This is a genomic window from Clostridium sp. Cult3 (genome assembly GCF_021655115.1).
Taxonomy (GTDB): domain Bacteria; phylum Bacillota; class Clostridia; order Tissierellales; family Tepidimicrobiaceae; genus PPXY01.
Window position 1 is genome coordinate 14,428 of record NZ_PPXY01000011.1, and the last position, 26,857, is coordinate 41,284.

General features: G+C 36.0%; 27 protein-coding genes and 1 tRNA gene. 25 read left to right on the forward strand and 3 right to left on the reverse strand.

The window, feature by feature from the left end:
- The first annotated feature begins 1 nt into the window (after position 1).
- From atpG to C3E88_RS02585, 13 genes are all read left to right on the forward strand, one after another.
- Positions 2-859: an ATP synthase F1 subunit gamma gene (gene atpG, locus C3E88_RS02525; protein ID WP_236908475.1), complete on the forward strand. Its 858-nt coding sequence runs from the start codon at positions 2-4 to the stop codon at positions 857-859.
- 19 nt (positions 860-878) lie between these two features.
- Positions 879-2,276 carry a F0F1 ATP synthase subunit beta gene (gene atpD, locus C3E88_RS02530; RefSeq protein WP_236908476.1) on the forward strand — a complete coding sequence of 466 codons (1,398 nt, stop codon included), beginning with the start codon at positions 879-881 and terminating at the stop codon, positions 2,274-2,276.
- Between the two features lie 3 nt (positions 2,277-2,279).
- A complete protein-coding gene (atpC, locus tag C3E88_RS02535) occupies positions 2,280-2,705 on the forward strand; it encodes an ATP synthase F1 subunit epsilon (RefSeq protein WP_236908477.1) in 426 nt (141 codons plus the stop codon).
- Between the two features lie 159 nt (positions 2,706-2,864).
- Entirely contained in the window at positions 2,865-3,638 is a 774-nt protein-coding gene (locus C3E88_RS02540; RefSeq protein WP_236908478.1) for a YwmB family TATA-box binding protein, read from the forward strand.
- Between the two features lie 18 nt (positions 3,639-3,656).
- Positions 3,657-4,907 carry a UDP-N-acetylglucosamine 1-carboxyvinyltransferase gene (gene murA / locus C3E88_RS02545; RefSeq protein ID WP_236908479.1) on the forward strand — a complete coding sequence of 417 codons (1,251 nt, stop codon included), beginning with the start codon at positions 3,657-3,659 and terminating at the stop codon, positions 4,905-4,907.
- Between the two features lie 104 nt (positions 4,908-5,011).
- Positions 5,012-6,097, forward strand: coding sequence for a stage II sporulation protein D (spoIID, locus tag C3E88_RS02550; RefSeq protein ID WP_236908480.1), 1,086 nt, complete (start codon positions 5,012-5,014; stop codon positions 6,095-6,097).
- A gap of 131 nt (positions 6,098-6,228) precedes the next feature.
- Positions 6,229-7,029: a M23 family metallopeptidase gene (locus C3E88_RS02555; protein WP_236908481.1), complete on the forward strand. Its 801-nt coding sequence runs from the start codon at positions 6,229-6,231 to the stop codon at positions 7,027-7,029.
- A gap of 88 nt (positions 7,030-7,117) precedes the next feature.
- Positions 7,118-7,372: a sporulation transcriptional regulator SpoIIID gene (gene spoIIID / locus C3E88_RS02560; protein ID WP_236908482.1), complete on the forward strand. Its 255-nt coding sequence runs from the start codon at positions 7,118-7,120 to the stop codon at positions 7,370-7,372.
- A 149-nt stretch (positions 7,373-7,521) separates the two neighbouring features.
- Entirely contained in the window at positions 7,522-8,553 is a 1,032-nt protein-coding gene (locus C3E88_RS02565) for a rod shape-determining protein (protein WP_236908483.1), read from the forward strand.
- A 65-nt stretch (positions 8,554-8,618) separates the two neighbouring features.
- Positions 8,619-9,680: a flagellar hook-basal body protein gene (locus C3E88_RS02570; protein ID WP_236908484.1), complete on the forward strand. Its 1,062-nt coding sequence runs from the start codon at positions 8,619-8,621 to the stop codon at positions 9,678-9,680.
- A 12-nt stretch (positions 9,681-9,692) separates the two neighbouring features.
- On the forward strand, positions 9,693-10,487 hold the full coding sequence (flgG, locus tag C3E88_RS02575) for a flagellar basal-body rod protein FlgG (protein WP_236908485.1): 795 nt from the start codon (positions 9,693-9,695) through the stop codon (positions 10,485-10,487).
- A gap of 13 nt (positions 10,488-10,500) precedes the next feature.
- Positions 10,501-10,821 (forward strand): rod-binding protein, encoded by a 321-nt coding sequence (locus C3E88_RS12405; protein ID WP_236908486.1) that lies wholly within the window; start codon positions 10,501-10,503, stop codon positions 10,819-10,821.
- 12 nt (positions 10,822-10,833) lie between these two features.
- Positions 10,834-11,682 carry a transglycosylase SLT domain-containing protein gene (locus tag C3E88_RS02585; protein ID WP_236908487.1) on the forward strand — a complete coding sequence of 283 codons (849 nt, stop codon included), beginning with the start codon at positions 10,834-10,836 and terminating at the stop codon, positions 11,680-11,682.
- 178 nt (positions 11,683-11,860) lie between these two features.
- On the opposite strand, the gene C3E88_RS02590 is transcribed toward C3E88_RS02585, so the two are convergent.
- The 3 genes from C3E88_RS02590 to C3E88_RS02600 all read right to left on the reverse strand — a co-directional run bounded on the left by C3E88_RS02590 (position 11,861) and on the right by C3E88_RS02600 (position 15,664).
- Entirely contained in the window at positions 11,861-14,695 is a 2,835-nt protein-coding gene (locus C3E88_RS02590) for a phosphodiester glycosidase family protein (protein WP_236908488.1), read from the reverse strand.
- 20 nt (positions 14,696-14,715) lie between these two features.
- Positions 14,716-15,426 (reverse strand): tRNA lysidine(34) synthetase, encoded by a 711-nt coding sequence (locus tag C3E88_RS02595; protein WP_236908489.1) that lies wholly within the window; start codon positions 15,424-15,426, stop codon positions 14,716-14,718.
- 161 nt (positions 15,427-15,587) lie between these two features.
- Positions 15,588-15,664: transfer RNA gene (locus C3E88_RS02600), tRNA-Pro, on the reverse strand.
- Positions 15,665-16,032: 368 nt separating this feature from the next.
- Here C3E88_RS02600 and C3E88_RS02605 point away from each other — a divergent pair.
- From C3E88_RS02605 to C3E88_RS02660, 12 genes are all read left to right on the forward strand, one after another.
- Positions 16,033-16,500 carry a COG2426 family protein gene (locus C3E88_RS02605; protein ID WP_236908490.1) on the forward strand — a complete coding sequence of 156 codons (468 nt, stop codon included), beginning with the start codon at positions 16,033-16,035 and terminating at the stop codon, positions 16,498-16,500.
- Between the two features lie 36 nt (positions 16,501-16,536).
- Complete coding sequence (locus C3E88_RS02610; protein WP_236908491.1) at positions 16,537-17,475, forward strand: AEC family transporter; 939 nt, start codon at positions 16,537-16,539, stop codon at positions 17,473-17,475.
- A gap of 268 nt (positions 17,476-17,743) precedes the next feature.
- The gene (locus C3E88_RS02615; RefSeq protein WP_236908492.1) at positions 17,744-18,988 is read left to right on the forward strand and encodes a 3-isopropylmalate dehydratase large subunit; all 1,245 of its coding nucleotides are present in this window, start codon (positions 17,744-17,746) and stop codon (positions 18,986-18,988) included.
- Between the two features lie 13 nt (positions 18,989-19,001).
- Complete coding sequence (locus C3E88_RS02620; RefSeq protein ID WP_236908493.1) at positions 19,002-19,505, forward strand: LeuD/DmdB family oxidoreductase small subunit; 504 nt, start codon at positions 19,002-19,004, stop codon at positions 19,503-19,505.
- A 65-nt stretch (positions 19,506-19,570) separates the two neighbouring features.
- Positions 19,571-20,596 carry a [citrate (pro-3S)-lyase] ligase gene (gene citC / locus C3E88_RS02625; RefSeq protein WP_236908494.1) on the forward strand — a complete coding sequence of 342 codons (1,026 nt, stop codon included), beginning with the start codon at positions 19,571-19,573 and terminating at the stop codon, positions 20,594-20,596.
- Positions 20,597-20,609: 13 nt separating this feature from the next.
- Positions 20,610-20,876 (forward strand): citrate lyase acyl carrier protein, encoded by a 267-nt coding sequence (gene citD, locus C3E88_RS02630; protein ID WP_236908495.1) that lies wholly within the window; start codon positions 20,610-20,612, stop codon positions 20,874-20,876.
- A gap of 1 nt (position 20,877) precedes the next feature.
- The gene (locus tag C3E88_RS02635; RefSeq protein WP_272878378.1) at positions 20,878-21,762 is read left to right on the forward strand and encodes an HpcH/HpaI aldolase/citrate lyase family protein; all 885 of its coding nucleotides are present in this window, start codon (positions 20,878-20,880) and stop codon (positions 21,760-21,762) included.
- Positions 21,759-23,162, forward strand: coding sequence for a citrate lyase subunit alpha (gene citF, locus C3E88_RS02640; RefSeq protein ID WP_236908496.1), 1,404 nt, complete (start codon positions 21,759-21,761; stop codon positions 23,160-23,162). The genes C3E88_RS02635 and citF overlap by 4 nt, the downstream gene beginning before the upstream one ends.
- Positions 23,163-23,171: 9 nt before the next feature.
- Positions 23,172-23,717 carry a citrate lyase holo-[acyl-carrier protein] synthase gene (gene citX / locus C3E88_RS02645; protein WP_236908497.1) on the forward strand — a complete coding sequence of 182 codons (546 nt, stop codon included), beginning with the start codon at positions 23,172-23,174 and terminating at the stop codon, positions 23,715-23,717.
- Positions 23,686-24,558, forward strand: coding sequence for a triphosphoribosyl-dephospho-CoA synthase CitG (gene citG / locus C3E88_RS02650; RefSeq protein ID WP_236908498.1), 873 nt, complete (start codon positions 23,686-23,688; stop codon positions 24,556-24,558). Before citX ends, citG begins: the two co-directional genes overlap by 32 nt.
- Before the next feature lie 22 nt (positions 24,559-24,580).
- Positions 24,581-26,182, forward strand: a complete 1,602-nt coding sequence (locus C3E88_RS02655) for an ATP-binding protein (protein WP_236908499.1) — start codon at positions 24,581-24,583, stop codon at positions 26,180-26,182.
- Positions 26,175-26,849: a response regulator gene (locus tag C3E88_RS02660; protein WP_236908500.1), complete on the forward strand. Its 675-nt coding sequence runs from the start codon at positions 26,175-26,177 to the stop codon at positions 26,847-26,849. Before C3E88_RS02655 ends, C3E88_RS02660 begins: the two co-directional genes overlap by 8 nt.
- Positions 26,850-26,857 lie beyond the last annotated feature (8 nt).

Below are 26,857 nucleotides of genomic sequence, written 5' to 3' on the forward strand. Positions count from 1 at the left end.
ATTGGCGGAATCAACACGAGATATTAAAAGGCGAATACGAGGAATATCTAATACTAGACAGATAACGAAGGCTATGGAATTAGTATCCTCTGCTAAGCTTAGAAAGGCAAGGGAAAAGATGGCAAGGTCTAGGCCCTATTACAATACGGTCTATGATAATATTAAGCAGGTTCTTGGCCAAACGGGGAATATTAAACATCCCTATTTAGATGTAAGGGATGTGGAAAACTCCCTATATATAGTAATCACTGCCGATCGAGGTTTGGCGGGAGGATTTAATTCCAATGTAATTAGAAGTGTAGAACATGAAATAAGAGATAAGAAGGAAAATACTCAACTAATACTAGTTGGTTTAAAAGGTAGAGAATATTTCAAGGGAAGAGGATATAATGTAGCTGGGGAATTTGTAGGTATGACGGAGAATCCTACCTTTTCCCATGCCCAGGATATAGGCAAGATAGCAATGGATATGTTTGAAGAGAAAGAGATAGATGAAGTATATATCGTATATACTGAATTTGTTACTACTATATCCCAACAGGTAAAGAAGTTGAAACTACTACCAAGTGAAGAGATGAGAGAGGGCGTAAGCCAAAAAGGATCTGTAGTAGAATTTGAACCTTCCCCAGAGGAGGTTTTAGACTACTTGATTCCAAAATATATAGAATCCGTCATATATGGGGCGTTGATAGAATCTTCTAGTAGTCAACAAGGAGCCAGGCGAACGGCTATGGAATCGGCAACAGAAAATGCAGAAGAGATGATAGATGAGCTACAACTAAGCTTTAATAGAGCTCGTCAAGCTGCCATTACTGCAGAAATTTCGGAAATTGTTTCAGGTGCTGAAGCTCTTGAGTAACAGAGAAAGGAGTGGGGATATGGAAAAGAACATAGGCAAAATAGTTCAGATAATTGGCCCCGTAGTAGATATCCGATTTAGTGAAGAAAATTTACCAGAGTTGTTAAATGCTATTGAAATAGATAATCATGGAGAAAGATTAGTTGTAGAGGTAGCACAACATATTGGTGATGATACCGTAAGATGTGTATCCATGGGTTCTACCGATGGACTTGTAAGAGGTATGGAAGGTGTGGATACAGGTGAACCTATAGCAGTGCCTGTTGGGGATGAAACTTTAGGAAGACTATTTAACGTATTAGGTGAGCCTATAGATGAAAAGGGCGAAGTAAAGGTTAAGCAAACTGCACCTATCCATAGGGCTGCACCATCCTTTGAGGAACAGGAAACATCTAGGGAGATATTTGAAACCGGTATCAAGGTTGTAGACTTAATTGCCCCTTATTCAAAAGGTGGTAAGATAGGACTATTCGGCGGGGCTGGAGTAGGTAAAACCGTTTTGATAATGGAACTTATCAACAATATAGCAATTCAACATGGTGGGCTTTCCGTATTTGCTGGAGTAGGAGAGCGTACCAGAGAGGGAAATGACCTTTACTACGAGATGATTGAATCTGGAGTAATAGACAAGACTGCTCTAGTATTTGGTCAGATGAATGAGCCTCCTGGAGCCAGGATGAGGGTTGGGCTTACAGGTCTTACTATGGCAGAGTACTTTAGGGATGTAGAAGGTCAAGACGTACTACTGTTTATTGACAATATATTTAGATTTACCCAAGCCGGGTCAGAAGTTTCTGCCCTTCTAGGCAGGATGCCTTCAGCAGTAGGTTATCAGCCTACATTAGCAACGGAAATGGGTGCTCTTCAAGAGAGGATTACCTCTACTAAGAAAGGATCCATTACTTCCGTGCAAGCTGTATATGTACCTGCTGACGACTTGACAGACCCAGCACCAGCTACTACTTTTGCCCACTTAGATGCTACTACAGTACTATCTAGGCAAATAGCTGAATTAGGTATATATCCAGCAGTAGATCCATTGGATTCTACATCAAGAATTTTAGACCCAGAAGTAGTGGGGAATGAACATTATGAGGTAGCTAGAGGAGTTCAAGAGGTATTACAGAGATACAAAGATCTTCAAGATATAATAGCTATCCTTGGAATAGACGAACTTTCTGACGAGGACAAATTAACAGTAGCTCGGGCAAGAAAGATTCAAAGATTCCTATCTCAACCCTTCTCCGTAGCAGAACAGTTTACGGGAATGGAAGGGAAATATGTACCTATTAAGGAAACCGTAAGAGGTTTCAAGGAGATATTAGACGGAAAACATGATGATGTCCCTGAGCAAGCCTTCTTCATGGTAGGAACTATCGATGAAGTATTGGAAAAAGCTAAAAAGATGGAGGGATAATTCATGGGTTTTATGCTTAAAATAGTTACTCCAGAAAGAGAATTCTTCTCCGGTGAAGTAGATAGAATAATAGTACGTGGAATAGAAGGAGATCTAGCTATACTAAAGAATAGAGCACCAATTGTTACACCTTTGGCCATTGGGAAGATTAGGATATTACAAGGTGAAGAGGAAAGAATAGCAGCAGCTGTAAATGGATATATAAGTGTAGATAAGGATTCTACCACCGTCATTACCGATTCTGCTGAATGGCCTGGAGAAATAGACGTTAAAAGAGCAGAAGAAGCAAAATTAAGAGCTGAAAAACGTCTAAAGGAAAAGCCAGAAGGCCTTGATATAGATAGGGCTGAGCTAGCCTTAAGGCGTGCATTAAATAGGCTAGAAGTGGCAAATCTAAAAAAATTTGACGATGAAAAATTTAACCAATAAGGTATAAAAAGTACCCTTTCTTGGCAATACTTTTATCATAAGGAAAGGGTATTTTTTTATGATAAAAATGTTTTGTCCCCCTTTACATTTTTATTATGATACCCTTCCTTTGTACAATTCACAACTAAAAGTTGGCCTTAAGGCCTAGGAGGGAAGGGTATGAAAAGTTTAAAACATCTATTATTATTAGGTATTATTATTTCTTTATCTATTCCAGTATGTAGCAGATCTCAGGAAAATGTAGAAGAAAGGGATTTATTGATGGGAATCCTTGACGAATTGGGAGCAGATTTTGTAGAAGGGGATGTAGATATAGGTGGTGTTATTCTAGATAACTTTGTAGGAAAAGAGTATTTGGAGGATATCGGAGATGAAATCAGTAGGGAGTTAGAAATTAACAAGATAAAAGGAGATGTAGATGTAAAGGGATATTATTGGGAGGAATTAGTGGAAGATGAAGGCTTTATCCAATTAATAGTCCAAGGCTACGATGACCATCAAAATCAGATAACCTTTACATTGTCCTCATATGAAGATAGAGACTATAGTGAAACCTCTCTGTTCATAAATTTAATAAAAAGGGAGCAATTTGTTGAAATTAATGATATAATAGATAGGGTAGAAAAAATTTTTCAAAAATATAACAAGCCTGCCAATATTACTACTTGTATTGTTGGAACCTTTGATGATGATATTAAATTGGAACAAAGGGAAAAAGATATCCTTAGGGCTACCAAAGCTTGTAAAGGAAAAGTAGTAGAAAAGTATAGGGATGAGGAAGTATTGAGTTTCTCCATATTTACCCCCTATATAGAAGAACATATATATACAGGTAGGAAAAAGATGAATTTAAATATTGTAGTAAGGAATAATGAATATGAAAACAAAAATTATATTTGGATAGGAACACCTATTATTACTATTGGTTATTAGAAGTAGGAGGGGATTCATTTGGATAAAATAATGGTGGAAAAAAGTCCTCCATTAAAAGGAAATGTAAGGGTTAGTGGTGCTAAGAATTCTGCATTGCCAATTTTGGCAGCATCTTTACTGGGTACAGAGGATATAATTTTAGAAGATGTACCTAAATTGAAGGACGTAGAGGTAATCTGTGAGGTATTGACATGTTTAGGAGCAAAGGTAGAGTTTTTAGATGAAGGAGTTATTAAGATCAATTCTAAAAATATAGATAATTATGAAACTCCCTATGAACTGATGAGTAAGATGAGAGCTTCTTTTTTGGTAATGGGGCCATTATTGACCCGGATAGGCAAGACTAAGACATCTTTACCAGGAGGATGCGCCATTGGAACTAGACCTATAGATTTACACCTAAAAGGATTTAGAGCTCTAGGAGCTGAGATAGATGTGGATCATGGAAATATTGGTGCTTATGCCGATAAATTGGTTGGTGATAGGATATATTTAGACTTTCCTAGTGTAGGAGCTACGGAGAACATAATGATGGCAGCAGTTATGGCTGAAGGGGAAACCATAATAGATAATGCGGCTATGGAGCCGGAAATAGTGGATTTGTCTAACTTTTTAAATAAATTAGGTGCTGATATCAAAGGTGCTGGTACCAGTAGCATTAGGATCAAAGGAGTAAAGGAATTAGGTGGAGCTACTCATTCAATTATCCCCGACAGAATTGAGGCGGGAACCTTCATGGTGGCTAGTGCTATAACTAAAGGGGATGTAATAGTAGAAAACGTAATCTCTAGTCATATTAAGCCGGTCATTGCAAAGCTTAGAGAGGTAGGCTGTGAAGTCTATGAAAATGGAGATAAGATTAGGGTAATAGGAACACAAAATTTAAAGGCCACAGATATTAAGACATTGCCTTATCCAGGTTTTCCAACGGATATGCAGGCTCAATTTATGGCATTGATGAGTATCTGTGAAGGGACAAGTGTTGTAATAGAGACGGTGTTTGAGAATCGTTTTATGCATGTGGATGAACTGAAGAGGATGGGAGCGGATATTAAAATAGATGGTAGATCTGCCATTATACAAGGGGTAGACGATCTTATGTCAGCACCAGTAAAAGCTACAGATTTAAGAGCAGGAGCTGCTTTGGTGTTGGCAGGTTTAGTTGCCGATGGAATAACTGAAATTGGCGATATCTACCATATAGACAGAGGATATGACAATATAGAGGAGAAGTTTAGCAAATTAGGTGCAAAGATATATAGAGTTTAGACAATGCACAATTGTAGAGCGTCTAGTACGCTCTTTTTTTATTGTTATAATTTCACTTTCCTTTGCATATTATATTCTATACTGAAGTTAAAGAGGGGGAAGAGATGAAAAAACTTGGCATATATACTGTGATAGTTCTAATAATAACAATAATTCTTCCAACTATCATAGTTAAAACCTTTAAATTTGTCCCTATAGGAGATAGATTAAATATAAATCCTACCAAATCTGAGAGACCTCATAAGGAGGGAAAAAATAAAGAGGGAGAGCTAGAAATAGATGAAATTATTTTTGATGGATATATAAAGATCTACGATACTAGAAATGATAAGGTTCAAACTATGGCACTAGAGGAATATGTAAAAGGAGTAGTGGCAGCTGAGATGCCAGCAGAGTTCCATATAGAAGCTTTAAAGGCTCAAGCTATTGCTAGCAGGACCTATGCATTAAGTCGAAGCCTAAGTTTTCCTGAAGGCCATCCAGACCACATAGAAGCTCCTATTTGTACAGGCATCCATTGTCAAGCCTATTTAACTCTAGAGGAGCTAAATTCTATGCACGCTAAGGATTGGGAAGAGAAGTACTGGCCTAAAATAGAAGAAGCTGTTAGGGCTACGGAAGGTCAGATATTATACCATGATGGGGAGATAATTGAACCTTTATACCATTCTACCAGTGGAGGTATGACAGAAGACGCTCTAGATGTATTTCAAGTAGACAGACCTTATTTAAAGTCGGTTGTAAGCCCTTATGAGGAAGAGGCACCCAAATATAAATCACTAGTAACCTTAACAGGAGATGAATTCGTGAAGAAACTTCTTATGAAATATCCTGGGTCTAATATTACCAAGGATAATTTAGGGGAAAAGATAAAATTGGTGGAGAAAACCCAATCGGGCAGGATAAAGAAATTGGCTATAGATGGCACAGTAGTAAATGGAAGAGAAATAAGGGATTTATTTGAGCTAAATTCAACTAATTTTACAATAACCTATAATCCAAAGACCAATATAGTGGATATAGAGACTATTGGTTATGGCCATGGGGTAGGCATGAGTCAATGGGGAGCCAACGGCATGGCGAAAAAAGGCAGTGATTATGAAGAAATATTAAAACATTTCTACACAGGGGTGGAGATTAGACAATTCACTGGGGATGATGCACAAAGCACAATTGAAAAGAAAGATTAGTGGGACATTGAGAACCGTCCCCACCGTCCCAATCCTGGTTATATAACCAGGATTTTTTTATTGAAAAAAATTTTATTTCTACATGTATTAAATAGTTATTTGTGGAAATAATACCTAATGGAGGTGGGGGAATGAGAAATAGATTGATAAATTTAATGGAGAAAGACGGATTTTATATTATTCTATTTATCTGTGTATGCATTGTGGCAGTAACGGCGACAATGGTCACTAGAGACAATGTTCAAAAGACAAAGGAAGACAAACTATCAAAGGTAGAGGATTTTATCATAGTAGATGAAGAGAATTCAGAGCCTTCTCTGGAAATAGCTCGGATGGAAGAATTGATCCCCGAAGAACACCTTAGGGAAGAGTATGTAGGGGAAGTAGGAGAAGCAGAGGAAGTAGGGGAAGCAGATGATACAGTAGAAGGGGAAAATCCTGAGGATGAGGATATGGAAGAGGATTTAGATTTTGTAGCAGATGAAGAACCAGAACCGTTAAAGGACAAAGTAGAGATGATATTGCCAGTAGAGGGAAAGTTAGGAGCAACATTTACCACTGATAGCTTAGTCTATTCAGATACTTTAGAAGAATGGACCAGTCACAAGGGCATAGATCTATTTGCCGATGAAGGTACTCAGGTTAATGCAGCTCTATCTGGTACCATAATGGAGGTATATGAAGATGAGCTTTGGGGAATAGTAATCATAATGGATCATGGGGAAGGCCTAATGACTAAGTATGCTAATCTATCTACTAAAGATATGGTAAGAGAAGGTCAAAGGGTAAACCAGGGTCAACCTATATCAAAAGTTGGTAGAACAGCTGCCATCGAGATGATGATGGAGCCCCATATTCATTTTGAGGTGATCCAAGATGGAATTAATATAGATCCTACTAAAATTTTGCCAGCATTTAGCCATTTACACTGATTATATTTGTTCTAATAGAAAGTTAATATGCATAAGTATTTACAAAGATTAAAAACCCAAAATTAAGTTCAAAGGGGGTTAACTATAAGTGAAGGATTATATAGAGGAAAGGGCATTAGAAATTGCAAAGTACATAATAAGCGAAAAGGCTACTGTCCGCCAAGCAGCAGGTGTTTTTGGTGTTTCAAAGAGCACCGTTCATAAAGATGTTACAGAAAGGCTTCCAAAGATAAACCCTCTTATAGCATCTATGGTAAAGCAGGTCTTAGAGCAGAACAAAGCGGAAAGACATATTAGAGGCGGCAAAGCAACAAAATTAAAATACAAAGCTGTGAACGATTAAATAGGTTCTTAAGGGTATATCCCTTGAGGACCTTTCGGTCTTTTTGGATAATTTTGCATAATGGAGAAGGAATTTTTGGATTTATATAGAATTATTTATATGTTGTGATATATTATTATATAGTAGATGATAAAGGGGGAAAATCAAATATGGCTTTTTTTAGAACCGATTTGGGTATAGATTTAGGAACGGCAAGCATATTAGTTTACGCCAAGGGTAAGGGCATTGTATTAAACGAACCCTCTGTAGTTGCCATAGATCAAACTAATGGTAAGTTTTTGGCCGTAGGAGAAGAGGCTAGAAAGATGTTAGGGCGAACTCCTGGCAATATTGTAGCCTTAAGACCTATGAGAGATGGAGTAATTTCCGATTATCAAATTACTGAGAGGATGCTAAAATACTTTTTTACCAAGGCCATTGGCAAATCCCTTTTTAAACCAAGGGCTGTTATATGTGTACCTAGTGGAGTAACGGAAGTAGAAAAAAGAGCAGTATTAGAAGCTAGTATCCATGCTGGAGCTAGAAAGACCTTCCTCATAGAGGAGCCTATTGCAGCTGCTATTGGTGCAGGAGTAGATATTACTGAGCCTAATGGAAACATGATAGTAGATATAGGTGGTGGAACTACAGATGTAGCTGTAATTTCCTTAGGAGGCATAGTCCTATCCCGTTCCATAAAGATTGCTGGAGATGATTGTGATGAGGCTGTAGCTAGGTATATAAGGAAGAAGTACAATATGATGATAGGTGAAAGATCGGCAGAGGATTTGAAAGTTAACATAGGAGCAGCATTCCCAAGAGATAAGGAAGTGTTTATGGAGGTTAGAGGTAGAAACCTATTGACAGGGCTACCAAAGACCATCACCATATCATCTAGTGAAATGTTAGAAGCCATGGAAGAACCCCTATACCAAATAGTAGAAACTATTCACTCAGTACTGGAGAGGACGCCTCCAGAATTGGCAGCAGATATAGGAGATAAGGGAATACTCATGAGTGGCGGAGGAGCCTTGCTACAGGGTATGGACAAGTTAATTACATCTAAGACGGGAATTGAGGTTAATATATCGGACAACCCTATTGGCTCTGTTGCTATAGGTACGGGGAAAGCTTTGGATTGGGTTGATTTAATGGAAAATGACTTAATTAATTCCGATTCTATAGGTACAAATAACTACTAAAGTATACATTTTATATGACGATAATATTGGATGAGGAAAAGGATTAGCTTAGGAAGGGGATTTAAATGAACCGAGGGCTATATATTAGTGCCACATCTTTGGCCACTAATCAAAGAAAATTAGATGTTCTGGCTAATAACTTAGCCAATGTAAATACTACTGGATACAAGAAGGATGTATCCTTAACGGAAAGTTTTCCGGAAAAGTTACTATCTAGAATAAAGGATACAAAACCAAAGGTTAGAAGGACTGGCGAAAACCAGATAGATTATGAACAAATTGGTGAAGTACATAGGGCTAGAACTCCAAATGGATACTTCGTAGTTAGGACTCCTTATGGGGAAGATAGCTATGTAAAGGAGATTCAATTTATCATTGACGATGAAGGATATCTAAGGACGTATTATAAAGATGATAAAGGTGAGTACAAGACGGATTACGAAAACTATATTACCGATGGGGCAGGAAATCCTATTCAAGGAGCTGGGAATTTGGAAGGATTGCTTGATGAAATAGTCTACCATCCACCTTCCCACGTTATAGGGACCATGAATGCAGGGGTTAAGTTTAAAAAAATAGCCACCGATTATTCACCAGGTAATCTGATTGAAACTGGTGGTACCTATGATTTGGCTCTAATAGGAGAAGGTTTTTTCAAAATACAAGGTGAAGAAGGGGATACCTACTATACTAGAGATGGCTCCTTCCTAGTAAATGAGGAAGGCTATCTTACTACCCTAAGAGGAGAGATGGTTCTAGGGACGGGAGGTCCAATAGCAATCGATGGGGAAGAGGTAGAAATAAACTCTGATGGTGTGGTAAGAGTAGATGGAAATGTAGTAGGTTCTTTAGATATAGTAGATATAGAAAACAAAGAATTTTTGAGGAAAATAGGAGATAATCTATTTCAGATGGAAGTAAATGAAAATGGCGAGGAAATACCAGCAGAAGAGGTTCCTTTTGAAGGAGATGTACTTCAAGGGGCGTTGGAAGGTTCCAATGTAAATGCTATAAGTGAAATGGTAGAGATGATCACCCTCTTAAGGGAATTTGAGGCTGGACAAAGGGCCATAAGGGTACAAGATGAGATGTTAGAGAAGGCTTCAAATGAAATAGGAAGAGTATAGGAGGAGAAAGTTATGAGAGCTTTATGGACTGCCGCTACAGGTATGAGAGCACAACAGTTTAATATAGATACTATTTCCAACAATTTATCCAATGTAAACACTACATCCTACAAGACATCTAGGGCTGAATTTAAAGATTTGTTCTATGCCAACTTAAAGAGGAATAATATAGTAGATGAAGAGGGTAGACCGGTAAATTTAGAAGTAGGACATGGAGTTATGCCTACAGCTACTAAAAAGGACTTTAGAAATGGTAGTTTTATCGAGACCAATGGCACCTTTGATTTGGCTATTGATGGAGATGGTTTCTTCGTAGTAGAGTTGCCAAATGGAGATATTAGATATACTAGGGATGGAAGTTTTAAGCTAAGCGTAGAGGATGAAGAAGGTATGTTAGTTACATCTGAAGGCTATATAGTATTATCGGAAGATGATGATGAGATAATCATAGAATCAGGTCTTAGTGATATAGCCATAGACGATTTAGGCTATATTACAGGAGTAGATGAATATGGTGATATAGTGGATTTAGGTAGGATTGCATTAGTTAAATTTACCAATCCAGAAGGACTTCAAAGCGAGGGACTAAACCTATATAGTGCTACACCAGCTTCGGGAGAAGAGATACCCGTTGAGGCTGATGAAATGGAAGGAAGAGTAGTACAAGGCTATTTAGAAGCTTCCAATGTTCAAGTAGTAGATGAAATGGTGAAGATGATTACTGCTCAAAGAGCCTATGAAATCAACTCAAAGACCATACAAACAGCTGATGAAATGCTTCAACTAGTAAACAACTTGAAAAGATAGAGGAGTGGTCTAGGTGGAAATAATAAACAATAGTTTCATAATAGGAGAGATGGAGGATCCAAAACTATTACATAATAAGATCAACAAGGATCAGGATGATGAAACTCTCATGGAAGCTTGTAAGGAGTTTGAAGCCCTATTTCTATCTATGATGTTCAAGGAGATGAAAAAGACAGTTCCAGAAGGAGACTTAGTAGAGAAAGGTCTTGGTACTAGGATATTTGAGGATTTGTATGTGGAAGAAATATCTAATGAGGTTGCTAAACAAGATGCTGGATTGGGTATAGCGGATATGATGTATCAACAGTTTAAAAAAGGGTATGTAAGTTGGTAGGAGGTTAGAAAGATGAAAAGAAGGATGGCCTCTGTTCTGATTTTCTGTGCTTTGATATTTGGGTTTGCCAATACCACAATCTGTGCTGATAAAAACTTATCCAGAAAAGAAGTAGAAGCTCTTATAGAAGATATAGCCACCAAAAGGGGGATACCTAGTGTTATATTAAAATCCATCGGTAAAGTGGAATCCACTTTAATGCAGTATAATAGAGATGGCAGACCAAAGGTTAGTAGAGGTGGACATATTGGCATAATGCAGATAAGCGGAAGAGATGGTAGATATGATCTGGCTAAGCTAAAAAATGATCCCGTATATAATATTGAGGCTGGAGCAGATCATCTACTGGCTAAATGGAAATGGGTAAATGACAAGATGCCACAAATAGGTAATACAGACCCTAATATTTTGGAACATTGGTATTTTGCCCTATGGGCTTATAATGGATTATTGGATAGGAATAATCCTAATGTAAACTATAACAAGACCTATCAGGATAAGATATTTCAAGTAGCATTGAAGGACTATGGTCAGAAGATAACCCCTATTGGTAGGGAGCATATACCTAAGAAGGGGTATCCTAAGAAAGGCAAAAATATCCCAACTCCTAAGGCATATCATAAGGGAGACATATTGAAGTATGACCCAGGGGATGTGGTAGCTATAGACGGGAAGGATTTTTTAGTGTTATTCGATAAACCTAGAGGTAAAGAAATAGGCAGAGTAAAAAAAGATGCAATTATGACCATAATGGAAGAGCCAGTGTTAAACAAAGGATTTTATTTTTACAAGGTTCAAATAGATGGAAAGAAGGATGTCGGGTGGGTATATGGAAATTGGATTTCTAAAATTGATAATTGATGTTATTAAGAATAATCCTCCCTTTAGTTGTTTATAATATTAACAGCTGAAGGGAGGATTTTTATGAGAAAAAGATATGTCTATAGTGCTTTTGCCATCATATTAACTATATTAGCCCTAGGTATAATACTATATAACTAAAAACCTGGATAGTTTTTTATCCAGGTTTTCCAATCTCTTAATTCCCAAACATTGGGTTTATCTGATAGGTTATATCCTTACCATTTACTATGAATTCTATTGCTTTTATGCTTTTTATTTGATTAGTATCTTTTACAGCCCTATTGTCGTATTGAATATATCTAATACCGTCTTTTACTTGGGTTGTAGTACTATTACCGCCATGGATAACCCATATGGTCTTTCCAGTTTCTCCTGTTTCTACTAATACATCATGTAATAGATCAGCCTCTAGTTTGTCCGTAAATCCGCCATTACCAAATATAGGCGTATTTAGTATTAATACTATATGATCCTTTGTGGAATTAGCTAAATCGCTTTTTAGCCACTTCCATTGTTCTGGGTTTGTAGGTCTTATTCCGCCCTTAGAGCTATTGGCGTCGATAAATAGTACATTTTGGTATTCTCTCTTCATATAATTGATGCCTGTATTTAATACTAATTTAGATTGTATGCTTTTAATAAACTCTGTATTAGATCCACCCATAAATATACTAACATCGTGGGCATTGGCTTTGTTTTGAATCTGGCCGCTAGCATTAAATTCAGCTATCTTATCTATATCTGGTTGAGCCTTAGTCACTATGAAGGAAAAACCCTCCTGAGTTTTCTCACTTTTTATATTTTTTTCGTCAGTGAAACTAGTTGGTTTTGGTAATCCAGTACTATCGTATTTTGCTGGATATACGGCAGTCAATCCATCTATTAGTATTTCTCCAGAATGTTTTTTCTCTGGATTTGTTTCTACTACGTATATTCTATCCAGTGTAATTGGATTAGCTATATTAGGAATAGTTGCTTCTACATATTGCCAATCTGTAAAGTTTATGGACTTTACAAAATCTATGGTATATTCCTTATCGTCCTTATCCCTAATAGTTCCTCTTAACCAACTACCTTGTCCATCACCTTTAACCCAAAGGCCTAATTTAATTGGAGCTTCGTTAAAGGTCAATCCCTTTTTACCTGCTGGCATAAAGTCTAAATAAGCTGCTCTAGTTGCATCTCCTTGGGAGAAATCATATCTTAGTACAACGCTGTTATTTCCTTGTTTAGCATCAGGACTTATGTCTACACTACCCTTTACATATTCAGGATAGGAGTTAAATTTAATACTATTTGTATCTTCAAAGCCTTCTGTCAGTACTCCGGTGCTGCCAATGGATACTAAAATATTGTTGACCCCTTGACCGATGCGTCCAGTTATAGCACCAGAACCTAGCTTTTCACCACTATAGAATATTCCATTCTCCACATATCCTATATCCTTGTTTACAGTCCAGTTAACATCTTCTGGATATAGTTTTGCTTTAAATCCATTCCTATCTATACCAGATAGGGCTCCAATATTCTTTTGACTGTTGGTACTTATATTAAACTTGTCTAAGGCTGGAGTGAAGGATTTTACTTCGTCTAATACCTTTACATCCATGCTAGCAGTTAGTCCATTATAATTAGCTGTAATAGTAGCTTTTCCTTTAGATTTAGCCTTTAGTAGGTTTCCTTCCATTTCCCCTTCTATTCCTTCAAAGCTGTATTCAACCCCAGCTTGATTTACTTCTATTGGGTTGTGGTATTGATCATAACCTTTAATAGAAAATCTCCTAGAGGTATTTAAGAACATATTAGCATCATCGGTAGTAACCTTTATATAGCTAAGTTCTCCCTTAGGTGCGTTGGAAAAAACTCCTACACCGTTAACTACCCGACGTTGACCGCCATCAGAAGGTCTATTTACAACCTTGGCTACCTGTTCATCTACAGGTTTTACTGCCATAGTAGTGGAACCCCCACCATCTAGATTGATTGCATTGTAGGCTCCTAAGTCTCTAAGGATGACTGCAAATATCTCTTGACTTACTCCCTTATAGGAAGTATTTCTACCATCTATAGTGGCTATGATAAGTTCTTTGCCGTCCTTTGAAATACCTAATCCCGTTCTAGGTTGGTCTCCTTTTATATTAATATTGGAATTGGTAGGCACTCCATTTTTTAGGATAATACTACCGCCACCAATGGCAAATTTGATATTTTCTAGATTTGGGGTAGTGCCCATATTTAATTTGACCTCATCCCCTACATTGAAATTATCAAGCAAAGGTTGTTTTCTATCTCCACTAACGGTGATTATGTATCCGTTTTCTGGGATATTGATAGGAGGCTGTCCAATTCTTATCTCCTGTACAATATTATCTATGACTACTAATTCAACGGTGTCTTTATTAAATTTATTTCCAAAAGACTGGTATCCCCAATTTTTATTTAACAAGGTGACCATATTCATATCCGCTGCCTTGTTGATTAGACTTATAGCTACGCTTATTCCTGAATTAACATTAACAATATTCATCCTTCTATCGAAAAATGTAATATCTGCCTTGTTATCATTATCTAAATAAAAAGTAGGCAAGGCATAGGCTCTTTCAATAGGAGAAGATATGATTTCTCCGTCCTCAATAAAAGTTCCCATAGGATGGGGTATAGGTCTAAAATTAAAGAAGTCCCCATTTACACCTGCTACTGCTTTTTGGTCATTGACCATATTGCTTACAGTAGTACTATTAGATAATCCCTTGCTATTCATAAGGCCCTTGACCTCTGCGTATTCATCCGTTAAATCCACTCTAACTACATTGATATTCCACCAACCCTTAGATGTGAATTTCTTTACGTTTTCATACTTTATTCCTGATCCTAGGTATTGGGAATCTACGGTTTCGTGGATTACATAGGGCATACTGACTGACTTAGCAGCAAGGGAGGGTGTAGCCCAAGAAACGATGGTGCATAAAATTAACAGATAAGCAAAATACTTTTTAAAATACTTGTTCATAATCATCACCTCTTCTAAAGTTAAAACCACAAGTTGATCTCTTCCTCGTTCTTTATAGCTGTAAGGATTTTATCCCTTGCTCCTGGTATTTTCTTGTAGATATCCTGTAGTAAATTATGAATCTCTTCCCTTTTAGTCTTCTTATCTACATAACAAGGACTTTTTACTACAGGGATCTGAAATTTGTCCACAGCTCCTTCAATATCTTTTTCAGCTACGTACAAAAAAGGTCTTATAACATATAATTCTTTTCGAGTTAAATAGGATTTGGGAGGTAGGGTTTTAAATCTTCCCTCATAGAACATACTTAAAAACAGGGTTTCTATAGCATCATCGGCATGATGACCTAAGGCTAGTTTGTTAAAACCCTTGTCCTTCAAAGCGTTATGAAGAGCTCCCCTTCTCATATTGGCACATAGAGAACAGGGATTTTTCTCTTGGCGAATATCGAATACTATATTTTTTATATTGGTTTTTTTTACGTTAAGGGGTACTTCTATAGTATTGCAATAGTTTTTGATAGTATCTACATCAAATCCATCGAAGCCTAAATCTATGGTAAAGGCCTCTAGTTCAAAATTTTCTGGACTAAAATTTTGATATAATTTCAAGGCGTACAAAAGAACTAGGCTGTCCTTTCCGCCAGAAACTCCAACCCCTATCCTATCTCCATCTTCAATCATATGAAAATCCTGAGTACATCGTCTAGTAAGACCTAATATCTTTTTCACAATATCCACCTTTCTACAAGAAAACCCATTTTATATAGGTTTACAATATGATTATATAATTTGAATATATCAATATGGTTACAATAGTATTACAATACATTGACAAATGATATAATATAAAAAAAGAAGGATTGAGATTCTCAATCCTTCTTTTTTTAATATGGTCGGGGTGGAGGGATTTGAACCCCCGGCCCCATGGTCCCAAACCACGTGCGCTACCAAACTGCGCTACACCCCGCAACCGCTGACTATTATAGTATAGGGGAAATTCACTATAAATGCAAGATATGAAAATGGGGCAAAAACAGTTAAAAAGAATCAAAAATGACGATTATCATTAAAAATATAACTAAATCGTAATTTATCTATGAATTTTATATAGGACAACAGGGACAGCTCCCTAAACACCTCCCCCCCAAATATCCACCCCCGGTAAATATCCATCCCTGGTAAATATCTACCCCCGGTAAATATCTACCCCCGGCACTAACTTACTAACTTATTTCCATCTAATCCGAAAATAATTTTTATAAATCAATAGAGGACTTTGGACATAAGGAATAGAATATAATATAATCTAAGGGAGCAAAAAAAGGAGATATGCTTATGTGGGAACTATTGGAGGAAGTAAAAAGAGAAATACTAGTTATAATTGTAGCTGCAATGCCTTTATCTGAACTTAGAGGAGCTATTCCTTTAGGTATATCTTTAGGATTAAGCCCTATACATAGTACTATAATCAGTATATTAGGTAATATGATGATAGTACCTATATTGCTTAAGATATTAAACCCATTGATGAATTATCTGGAAAGGACTGCCCTGTTTTCTAAATTCATCGGCTGGGTTAAGAGAAGAACCATGAAAAGGACTAGAAACACCATTAAAAAATATAGTCTACTAGGCCTATTTATATTGGTAGCCATCCCTATACCTACTACTGGAGCATGGACAGGCTGTATAGCTGCGTCTTTGCTAAAGTTAGATTACAAAAAGGCTTTGTTTGTAATCTTATCAGGAGTGTTAACGGCTGGAATAATAGTATCAACTATAAGTTATGGAATCCTCGGATAATAAAAGTGTATCATAATAGAAGTTGGAGGTGTTTGTGTGATATTTAATGCAATTGAGACCGTATTGGTAATTTTATTATTGATGTTAGTAGGATTTTTTATCTCTTGGAAGGGCTGGTATACAAAAGAACATAAATCTTTAATGACTAAATTGGTTGTAAACATTTCTATTCCTGCAGTGACTATAAATAATTTTTTTAATTCTTTTCCTAGAGCCATGATGTTATCATCGGGTAAATTACTTTTGATACCTTTAACAACAATGTTGATTTCCTTCGGATTGGGTATTTTTTTAAGCAGTATATTAAATATTGAAAGATCAAGAAGAGGTAGCTTCATAGCCATGTGTACTGTGTCTAACAGTATATTTATGGGGCTACCTGTATCTATGGGATTATTTGGAGAAAAGAGCATTCCTTATGTAATGTTTTATTATATAGCAAATACCATCGTGTTTTGGGGATTATGTAGCCCTAAGATAAAAGAAGATGGACAAGGGAAAGTTTTCAATTTTAAAGAATTTATTAAAAATATATTTTCCGTACCATTAATTACGGTGTTGGTATGTTTAGCACTAGTACTTCTAGACTTTAAGCCACCAAATTTAATATTAAATACTGCTAAATATTTAGGAAATATGAGCACACCCTTATCCTTAATATTTATTGGTGGAATTATGTATGAGATTGGTTTAAAAAATATTAACATAGATATTTCAATCCTTTTTATAATGCTTATGAGATTTGTATTGGCTCCTATGTTAACTTTTTTTGTTTCTAGAGGAGCTGGATTAGAAGAAATAGCCACTCAAGTATTTACTGTACAAACAGCCATGCCAGTAATGATCCAAACCGTTACTGTAAGTGAAACATATAATGCAGATTCTCAGTATGTAGCTACAGCAGTAACAATAACTACATTAGTAAGTTTGGTATTTATTCCTCTTTATATGATTTTAATGCCAAGATTAGGATGAGAAAGACATTAGACATTTGGTGAATTGCTTGCATGTGGGGGAAAGTTTGTATATAATAAAATAAATTAAACCTATCAATTATCCACGTAACATTACTTCAATATATAAAATTTCTAGAAGAATATTTGTACATCTTTATAGTAATTAATTCTCGTCTCTATTAAGTGCTAAATCTATTATTCTATCAAGAAATAGAAAACATATCGACTAAATATATACACTCATTTATGTCAGAATATTTTGAAACATAACATAAAGGAGGAATTTTATGCATGCGTTAGAAAAGATTTTAACTAGGGCCGCAAAACTGGACAGCGTTAAGCCTGGAGATATTATAAACTGCGATATAGATTTTGCCGAAATAAATGATCTATATTTACAGACTGTATATTCTTTTTATGAGATGGGAGGAGATAAAGTGTTCGATAAGGACAAGATAGCTTTTGTTTTTGACCACTATGCTCCTGCACCTACTATAAATACAGCGCAGATACATAAGGAAATGAGAGATTTTGCCAAAGAACAGGGGCTTACCTATCATTTTGATATTAATAAGGGTGTTTGTCACCAGGTAATGCCCGAAGCAGGACTAATATATCCAGGAATGATTATAGTAGCAACTGATTCCCATACGACAACTCATGGGGCCTTTGGCGCTTTTGGAACTGGAGTAGGAGCCACGGATATGGCTACTATATTGATTAGCGGCAAATTATGGTTTAGAGTACCTGAAATAATAAAAGTGGAGATAAGAGGAAAGCCAAGAGAAAATGTATATGCTAAAGATGTTATTCTATATATTTTAGGAAAGTTAAAGACCGATGGAGCTGTATATAAAGCCATAGAATATTGTGGTGATTATATAGAGAATCTAGGTGTACCTGAAAGAATGGTAATTTGTAACATGTCCGTAGAAATGGGGGCAAAAACTGCTTATATGAAGCCAAATCAAGCGGTGATTGACTATGTAAATAGTAGGGCTAACAAAGAATATACAATATTTGAAACCGATGAAAACTATGATTACCATGAGCATTATATCTTTGACGTAGGGGGCCTAGAGCCTCAATTGGCAGCTCCTCATAGTGTAGACAATGTTATCCCTGTAAAAAAGACTGAAGGTATTAAAATTGACCAAGCTTTTATAGGTTCTTGTACTGGTGGACGTGTAGATGATATAAAAGCTGCTTATGAAGTTCTTAAGGGCAGAAAAGTTCATTCTGATGTAAGACTAATAATAATTCCTGCCTCAGATGAGGTACTAAAGGAATCTATAGAAAAAGGCTATGTGCAAGAGTTAATTGAAGCAGGAGCTACTTTCACAGCCCCCGGATGTGGTCCCTGTTTAGGAACTCATGGGGGATTACTAGCAGATGATGAAGTATGTATTACATCTACTAATAGAAACTTCCCAGGGAGGATGGGAAGTACTAAGGCTTCTATCTATATTAGCTCTTCTATGACAGTAGCTGCTTCTGCCCTGAATGGATATATTACAGCACATACAATATAAGGGAGGGATATAGATGAAGGATATTATAATTGGGAAAGCATTTGTATTCGGAGATAATATTGATACTGATCAAATTTATCCAGGTAGATATTTAGAACTTGTAAAACCTGAAGATATAAAATTACATTGTATGGAAGGCGTAGACAGGGAGTTTGCTAATGAAGTTGAAAAAGGGGATATAGTAATCGCAGGAAAAAATTTTGGGTGTGGATCTAGTAGAGAACATGCAGCCATTGCCCTTATTTCCTGTGGAGTATCAATGATAGTGGCTGAATCTTTTGCTAGGATATTTTATAGAAATGCTACTAATTTAGCTTTACCTTTAATGGTATGCAAGGATATAAGTAGGAAGGTGGAAGATGGAAATGTATTAGAAATTCATATTCACGAAGGAACTATAATCAACCAAAGTACTGATGAAATATTGCAAGGGGAAAAGATTTCACCATATATTTTAAATATAATCGAAAAAGGTGGAATAAAAGAATTGTTTAGGGAAAAGTATAGCAAATCATAATACAAAGATTTGAATTTTCATTATAATGAACTTAAATTGGAAAGCTAAAACCTTGGAGTGATAAAATGTATACTGAAAGAGAGTTGTATTTAGATGAAAATAAGGATTATATGGAAGTTAAAACCTTTCTAAAAGATTTAAACCTAAGGATGCCAGAAAATTTAGATTATACTATTGGAATCTATCATGATGATGCTCTAATTGGGACAGGCTCTTTAGGTAAGAATATTATTAAAGGAGTAGGCATTTCTCCAGAATATCAAGGAAAAGGCATAGCATCCTTAATAATCACCAATTTAATTAAAAAGGCCATAGAAAACGAAATATATAATATTTTTATCTATACAAATCCCAATTCTCAATTCATGTTCTTAGAATTGGGATTTAAAAAGATAGCTGAAGCTTTGCCTCATGCAGTGTTGTTAGAATGGGGTGGTCATATAGACGATTATGTTTCTAATCTTAAACAAATTTCTATGGACAAGCCTTCCAATGCTTCTTGCATTGTTATTAATGGAAATCCATTTACCCTAGGTCATAGATATCTAATTGAAAAGGCTGTAACCCATAGTCCCTTCTTGTACGTTTTGGTAGTAGAAGAAGACAAGTCCATATTTCCCTTTGATATAAGGTTTGAGCTTACTAAGGAAGGAGTAAAGGATATAGAAAATATAGAAGTTATAGCAGGTGGGAATTATATTATATCGGCTGCTACTTTTCCTTCCTATTTTACTAAGGAGCTAGATTTAGCCATAGCTCAGACGTCGTTAGATTTAGATTTATTTTCAAGATATATTGGGCCATCTTTAAAGGTTAAAAAGCGATATGTAGGGGAAGAGCCCTATTGCCCAGTGACTTCTATTTATAATCAGACTATGAAGAAACTTCTTCCAGGAAGGGGCATAGAAGTGGTTGAGATACCAAGGCTGGAAATAGAAGGAAGTTGGGTTAGTGCTTCTAGGGTTAGAGAGGCTATGAGAACAGGTGATATTGAGGGCATTAAAAACATAGTACCTCAATCAACCTATAATTTTATAATGTCTTCCAAGGGAAAAGATATCATGAAAAAGATTCAAAGTATAGAAAAATAGAGAGGTGATAGATATGAAAATTAACAAAATAGCTATAGCAGGCTCACTAGAGTCCAACGATGCCTTAGTAACTATTAGGCCTATAGAAGGGGGAATAAAGTTGGAAATTGATAGCATAGTAGGTAAACAATTTTTTGATAGGATTGAGGAAGTTGCCTATAGGACTTTGGAAGGATTGGGAGTGGATAGTGTCTCATTGAAGATACAGGATAGAGGAGCCTTAGATTGTGTGTTGGAAGCTAGAATAGAGACGGCAGTACTTAGGGGAGGTGCTGATTAATATGACTAGGATAAGAAGAACTATGCTATTTATACCAGGAAACAGTCCCTCTATGATAATAAATGGAGATGTTTTTGGTTCAGATAGCATTATCTATGATCTAGAGGATGCTGTTTCACCAGGAGAGAAGGATTCGGCTAGGATATTGGTGAGAAATGTTCTATCTCAGAGTGACTTTGGCAATATAGAGAAGATAGTGAGAATCAATGCTATAAATACAGAATATTGGAAGAAGGACTTAGATGAAATATTGCTAGCAGATATTGACGGTTTCCTAATACCAAAAGTAGAAAACAAAGAAGATATACATATAGTTGAATCCTATTTGGGAGAAGTCGGGGAAAGGCTAAGTATAGATGTAAGTAAGGTGACTATAATACCTCTAATAGAAACTGCATTGGGGGTAGAAAACGCCTTTGAAATAGCTAAAGCTAGCAGTAGAATAACCGCCCTATTTTTAGGAGCTGAAGATTTAACTGCTGATTTAGGTGCTAAACGAACCAAAGAGGGGCTGGAAATATTCTACAGTAGATCTAGACTTGTAGTAGCTGGTAGAGCCGCTGGAGTTGACATTATAGATACACCTTTTACAGATGTTAATGATGACGAAGGATTGCGGAACGACGCTGAATTTGCTAAGGATTTAGGCTTCACAGGCAAATCCGTCATATCCCCAAGACATATAGATACTGTTAACCATGTATTTACACCTAGTATCGAAGAATATCAGTATGCAAGAAGAGTTGTAAATGCAATAGAGAGAGCGGAAAAAGAAGGTAAAGGTGTAATAGCCCTTGATGGAAAAATGGTAGATGCTCCTATAGTCAATAGGGCAAAACAGATTATTAACATGTGGGAAAGCATAGGGGGAGGCATGAAAATATGAAAAAATTAGTTGGTTCCATTAAGGAAGCAATCAAACTATGTAATCTTAAAGATGGAGATACTATTTCATTCCATCATCATCTAAGAAATGGAGACTATGTATTAAATATGGTTATGGCTACTATTGCTGAAATGGGTTACAAAGACATCAAACTGGCAGCAAGTTCCATTTTCCCAATACATGAACCACTCATAAAGCATATACAAGAGGGCGTAGTTACATCAATTGATACGAACTATATGAGTGGGGTAGTTGGAGAGGCAATTTCTGAAGGAATAATGGATGAACCAGTAACTTTTAGAAGTCACGGTGGAAGACCTAGGGCTATTGAATCAGGGGAGCTGGAAATAGATGTAGCCTTTATAGCAGCTCCAACAGCAGATTATTACGGAAATATCAATGGAGTAGATGGACCGTCGGCCTGTGGTTCTTTAGGGTATGCCTTCCCTGATGCACGCCATGGAAAAAAGGTTGTAGCCATTACAGATAATTTAATGGATTATCCTATATCGCCAATATCAATAGATCAGACTCAAGTAGATTATGTGGTAGAGGTAGATGCCATAGGTGAAGCTAGTGGAATAGTATCAGGTACTACTCAGATAACTAGGGATCCTATTGGACTTACCATTGCTAAATATGCTGCCAGAGTAATAGAGCATTCTGGGCTTTTGAAGGATGGCTTCTCTTTTCAAACGGGAGCAGGTGGATCTTCCCTTGCTGCAGCCTATTACTTAAAGCAAATTATGATTGAAAAAAATATCGTAGGTAGTTTTGGTATGGGAGGTATAACCAAATATTTTGTAGACTTTCTAGAGGAAGGTTTGTTTAAAAAACTAATAGATGTACAATGTTTTGATTTAGATGCGGTAAGATCTATAAAATCTAATCCAGATCACCTAGAAGTTTCCGCTTCATTTTATGCAAATCCAAACTCAAAAGGCTGTGCTGTTGACAATCTAGATATAGTTATATTAGGAGCTACTGAAATAGACACATCCTTTAATGTTAATGTCCATACCAATTCTAATGGCTTCATTATTGGAGGATCAGGAGGGCACAATGATACAGCAGCAGGATCTAAGCTTTCCATAATTGTAACACCTTTAATTAGGGCAAGGCTACCTATAATAGTAGATGAAGTTCTTACCACTACTACTCCTGGAAATGACATTGATGTAATAGTAACGGAAAGGGGTATAGCAGTAAACCCCAGAAATAAAGATTTAAGGGAAAGACTTATGGAGGCAGGTTTACCTATAGTAGATATTCAGGACTTAAAGAAAAAAGCGGAATCTATGACTGGGAAACCTAACAAAATTAAAACTGGAGACAAGGTAGTAGGCCTAGTGGAATATAGGGATGGCAATATAATAGATTCTATCTATAATATTGTGTAGTTGAGAATAATGATGATGGAAATTTTAACAGCTAGAGAAAACAGATGGTTGTATACTAATACTTTAGTAGAAACATATAAACTACCTGTAATAATAATCACCCTAAACATCCCTGGAGAGCATAAGTATAATGAAGATTATTTATACTGCCACAATGCCATAACAAAGGATTTTGTAGATTGGTTATACTCTAGGAAATTATCTATCCTTTATTTTGAGGCTAGAGTTGATAAAGACGGTCCAGAAGTCTTTATCATAGTTAATTCCAGCATTAATGATCTGAAAAAAATAGCCATTGATTTTGAAGAAAACCACTTTTTAGGTAGAGTTGCAGATATAGATGTAAAAGGAAAGGATAAAAAAATGGTGAGCAGAAGGGATTTGGGTTTAGATGAAAGAAGATGTTTAATATGTGATAATCCCGCTAGGAAATGCATATTGTCAAACACTCATACTTTGAAAGACCTTCTAATTGTTATAGATGAGCTAGTATCCAAGTACAAGTTAATGGAGGAGAACCCCAATGGAGCAGATAATTTCGAAAAAAATAGCTGAATTAGCTTTGAAATCAATGCTATATGAAGTAGTTACAGCACCTAAACCTGGACTTGTAGATAGTTACAATACTGGTTCTCATAAGGATATGGATGTATTTACTTTTATAGACAGCTCCATTTCCCTTTATCCTTATATGTATAAGTGTAGTCGATTAGGCTATAGATATGGAAGAAATAATCCAGATGAACTGTTTAAATATTTAAGGGATATTGGTATCAAAGCGGAGAGAGTAATGTTTAGTGCAACAAAGGGAGTTAATACACAAAAGGGATTGATATTTATTTTAGGTATTATATGTGCTAATGCAGCCAGACAGATATCTAGCGATAACAAGATATGTATAGGAGAACTTTGTCGTCTTTCATCTAATATGGTTCAAGGTATTGTGGATAGGGAACTTGTCTATTTAGACAAAACTAAGAAACCGGATAAATTGACAGCAGGAGAAATAATATATTTAAAATATGGGATAACTGGAATAAGGGGGGAGGTGGAGAATGGCTTTCCTACAGTTAGGAAATATGGTTTACCTAAACTTTATAGTAGCTTAGATAGAGGCTTAAGCTTAAACAATGCTTTTGTCAACACTCTACTACAAATAATGATCTATGCAGAAGATACCAATGTGGTGTGGAGAGGCGGCATGGAAGCCTTAGAACTTATGCAAAATTCAGCAAAAAAAGCTTTGAATTTAGGGGGTATTACTACTACAAAAGGAAAAAATGCCATAGAGAAGATGGACAGATTATTTATCGAAAAAACCATTAGTCCAGGAGGAAGTGCAGACCTTTTAGCTGCTACTATAATGTTTTATCTATTGGATAGAGAATTTAATTAAAATTTGTATCGTGGTGATATATATGAATGAAACAAGAATTAGCCTGAAGAGGAAAATAATATTATATACCATAATAATCTTGCTATCGTCCGTAACTATTACTTTGTTTTTTGTTACAAGATGGGCTACAAATAATGTGAAGTTAAAAGTGGAGAACAACAATATGAATACAGCGATCAATGTGGCTAATGCACCATTTATTGGTGACATTCTTAGAGAAGGAGATCCAGAAGGAATAATTCAAAACTATACTGATAAGGTATTGGATTCTTTAAAAGATATAAACATGATAGTGGTAGCAGATATGTATGGTTTAAGATATGCTCATCCTAACAAAGCTCGATTAGGACAATATTTTGTTGGCGGAGATGAAAAAAGGGTTATTGAGACAGGCCATAAATATATATCAGAAGCTACAGGAACTCTTGGACATTCCCTTAGAGCTTTTGTACCTATCCATGACAGTAATGAGGAACAAGTGGGTTTTGTAATGGTAGGAACTTTAACTGATGGTATAATAGATGATCAATATATTGCAGCAAAGAATATGGTATTCTATGCCATCGGTGGATTATCTTTAGGAGTTATAGGAGCAATACTACTGGCAACAGATATTAAAGAGAGCTTGTTGGGATTAGAACCTTATGAAATAACTAGATTATATAATGAAAAAAATGCCATGTTAGAGGCAATTCAAGAAGGCATTATTGCCATAGATCATAATTCAAGAATTACTACCATAAATGATTCTGCTTTAAAGATATTGGGAGTTGACGATGGAAATGTCGTGGGCATGGAAATAGGAAAAGTATTTCCAAACAATAGCTTAGAAAGGGTTCTTGCTACAGGAGAAACAGAGATTGAAAAGGAAAGGATATTAAATGGTATCAATGTGGTAATCAACACCATACCTATCGTCTATGAAGGAAATACTATTGGAGTCATAAGTACCTTTAGGGATAGAACGGAAGTAACCAGATTAGCTGAGGAGATTACTGGAGTAAACCAAATAGTGGATGCCTTAAGAGCAAATACCCATGAATTTATGAACAAATTACATGTAATATTAGGATTAATTCAAACGGGAAAATTAGATCAAGCTAAAAAACAGATAGTAGATATAAGAGAACAACAACAAAACATAACCAGCTTGGTTATGGATAAGATTAAAGATCCAGTAGTTTCAGCGTTGATAATAGGAAAATATAGTCGGGGGGAGGAATTAGGTATAGAGTTAATTTTAGATGAGGAATCCAATATAGAAAAAAATCATGGCAAAATACATAGCAATGTATTGACTACTATTTTGGGCAATTTTATAGAAAATGCTTTAGAATCCATTATTGAAGATGAAAAGGATAATAAAAGGATATTACTGCGACTAAATGAAAATAGGGAGAGTATAAAAATAGAAGTAGAGGATACAGGCAAAGGAATATCCGAAGAAGATCTCCATAGGATATTTGAATATGGTTACAGTACAAAATCTAGTGGTAGAGGCATAGGACTTTCACTGGTCAAGGAGAGGGTGGAAAACTACAGTGGTAGAATAGATGTAGAATCTATACTTGGACAAGGTACAAAGATAGTAGCATGGATACCAAAGGAGGATAAACATGACTAGGGTGTTAATAATTGAAGATGACCCTATGGTTGCACAGATTAACAAGAATTATATTGAAAGTGTAGAAGGATTTAAAGTGGTCAACATTTTTGGTGATGGAAACAAAGCATTAGAATATCTTGACAAAAAAACTGTTGATTTGATAATACTGGATATTTATATGCCAAAACTAGATGGCATAGACTTTCTGAAAAAAATGCGTAAAAATCAAGTAGATTCGGATGTTATTATGGTGACAGCTGCTAAGGAAGTCGATAAAATTCATGATGCTATGCAATTAGGGGTAGTAGATTATCTAATAAAGCCTTTTGAATATGAAAGGTTGAAAAAATCCCTTGAAAACTATACTATGAGGGCAAATATATTAAAAAACAAAGATTCTGTTGACCAAGAAGATATTGATGCTATGATGACTGGTGCATCTACTTTTGAGGTTAGTTTACCGAAAGGATTGAATAAACTAACTTTAGATAGAGTTATATCCTTTATGAAATCCAACCAATCTGAAACTATGAGTGGTGATGAAATAGCAAAAGGAATAGGAGTTACCAAAGCAACAGTACGAAGATATATGAACTATTTACAAAAAATAGGCTTGGTAAAACAAGAAGCAGAATATGGTTCTTTAGGTAGACCGTCTTATGTATATAGATATATTAATATCTAAGAAAGAGA

Coding starts and splice junctions, on each gene's coding strand:
- C3E88_RS02655 (WP_236908499.1), top strand. CDS start 24,581: ATGAATGAAACAAGAATTAGCCTGAAGAGGAAAATAATATTATATACC.
- C3E88_RS02570 (WP_236908484.1), top strand. CDS start 8,619: ATGAACCGAGGGCTATATATTAGTGCCACATCTTTGGCCACTAATCAA.
- C3E88_RS02620 (WP_236908493.1), top strand. CDS start 19,002: ATGAAGGATATTATAATTGGGAAAGCATTTGTATTCGGAGATAATATT.
- C3E88_RS02590 (WP_236908488.1), bottom strand. CDS start 14,695: ATGAACAAGTATTTTAAAAAGTATTTTGCTTATCTGTTAATTTTATGC.
- C3E88_RS02605 (WP_236908490.1), top strand. CDS start 16,033: ATGTGGGAACTATTGGAGGAAGTAAAAAGAGAAATACTAGTTATAATT.
- atpC (WP_236908477.1), top strand. CDS start 2,280: ATGGGTTTTATGCTTAAAATAGTTACTCCAGAAAGAGAATTCTTCTCC.
- spoIID (WP_236908480.1), top strand. CDS start 5,012: ATGAAAAAACTTGGCATATATACTGTGATAGTTCTAATAATAACAATA.
- atpD (WP_236908476.1), top strand. CDS start 879: ATGGAAAAGAACATAGGCAAAATAGTTCAGATAATTGGCCCCGTAGTA.
- citF (WP_236908496.1), top strand. CDS start 21,759: ATGAAAAAATTAGTTGGTTCCATTAAGGAAGCAATCAAACTATGTAAT.
- flgG (WP_236908485.1), top strand. CDS start 9,693: ATGAGAGCTTTATGGACTGCCGCTACAGGTATGAGAGCACAACAGTTT.
- C3E88_RS02585 (WP_236908487.1), top strand. CDS start 10,834: ATGAAAAGAAGGATGGCCTCTGTTCTGATTTTCTGTGCTTTGATATTT.
- citG (WP_236908498.1), top strand. CDS start 23,686: ATGGAGCAGATAATTTCGAAAAAAATAGCTGAATTAGCTTTGAAATCA.
- C3E88_RS02635 (WP_272878378.1), top strand. CDS start 20,878: ATGACTAGGATAAGAAGAACTATGCTATTTATACCAGGAAACAGTCCC.
- citX (WP_236908497.1), top strand. CDS start 23,172: ATGATGATGGAAATTTTAACAGCTAGAGAAAACAGATGGTTGTATACT.
- C3E88_RS02555 (WP_236908481.1), top strand. CDS start 6,229: ATGAGAAATAGATTGATAAATTTAATGGAGAAAGACGGATTTTATATT.
- C3E88_RS02615 (WP_236908492.1), top strand. CDS start 17,744: ATGCATGCGTTAGAAAAGATTTTAACTAGGGCCGCAAAACTGGACAGC.
- citD (WP_236908495.1), top strand. CDS start 20,610: ATGAAAATTAACAAAATAGCTATAGCAGGCTCACTAGAGTCCAACGAT.
- C3E88_RS02565 (WP_236908483.1), top strand. CDS start 7,522: ATGGCTTTTTTTAGAACCGATTTGGGTATAGATTTAGGAACGGCAAGC.
- citC (WP_236908494.1), top strand. CDS start 19,571: ATGTATACTGAAAGAGAGTTGTATTTAGATGAAAATAAGGATTATATG.
- C3E88_RS02660 (WP_236908500.1), top strand. CDS start 26,175: ATGACTAGGGTGTTAATAATTGAAGATGACCCTATGGTTGCACAGATT.
- C3E88_RS02540 (WP_236908478.1), top strand. CDS start 2,865: ATGAAAAGTTTAAAACATCTATTATTATTAGGTATTATTATTTCTTTA.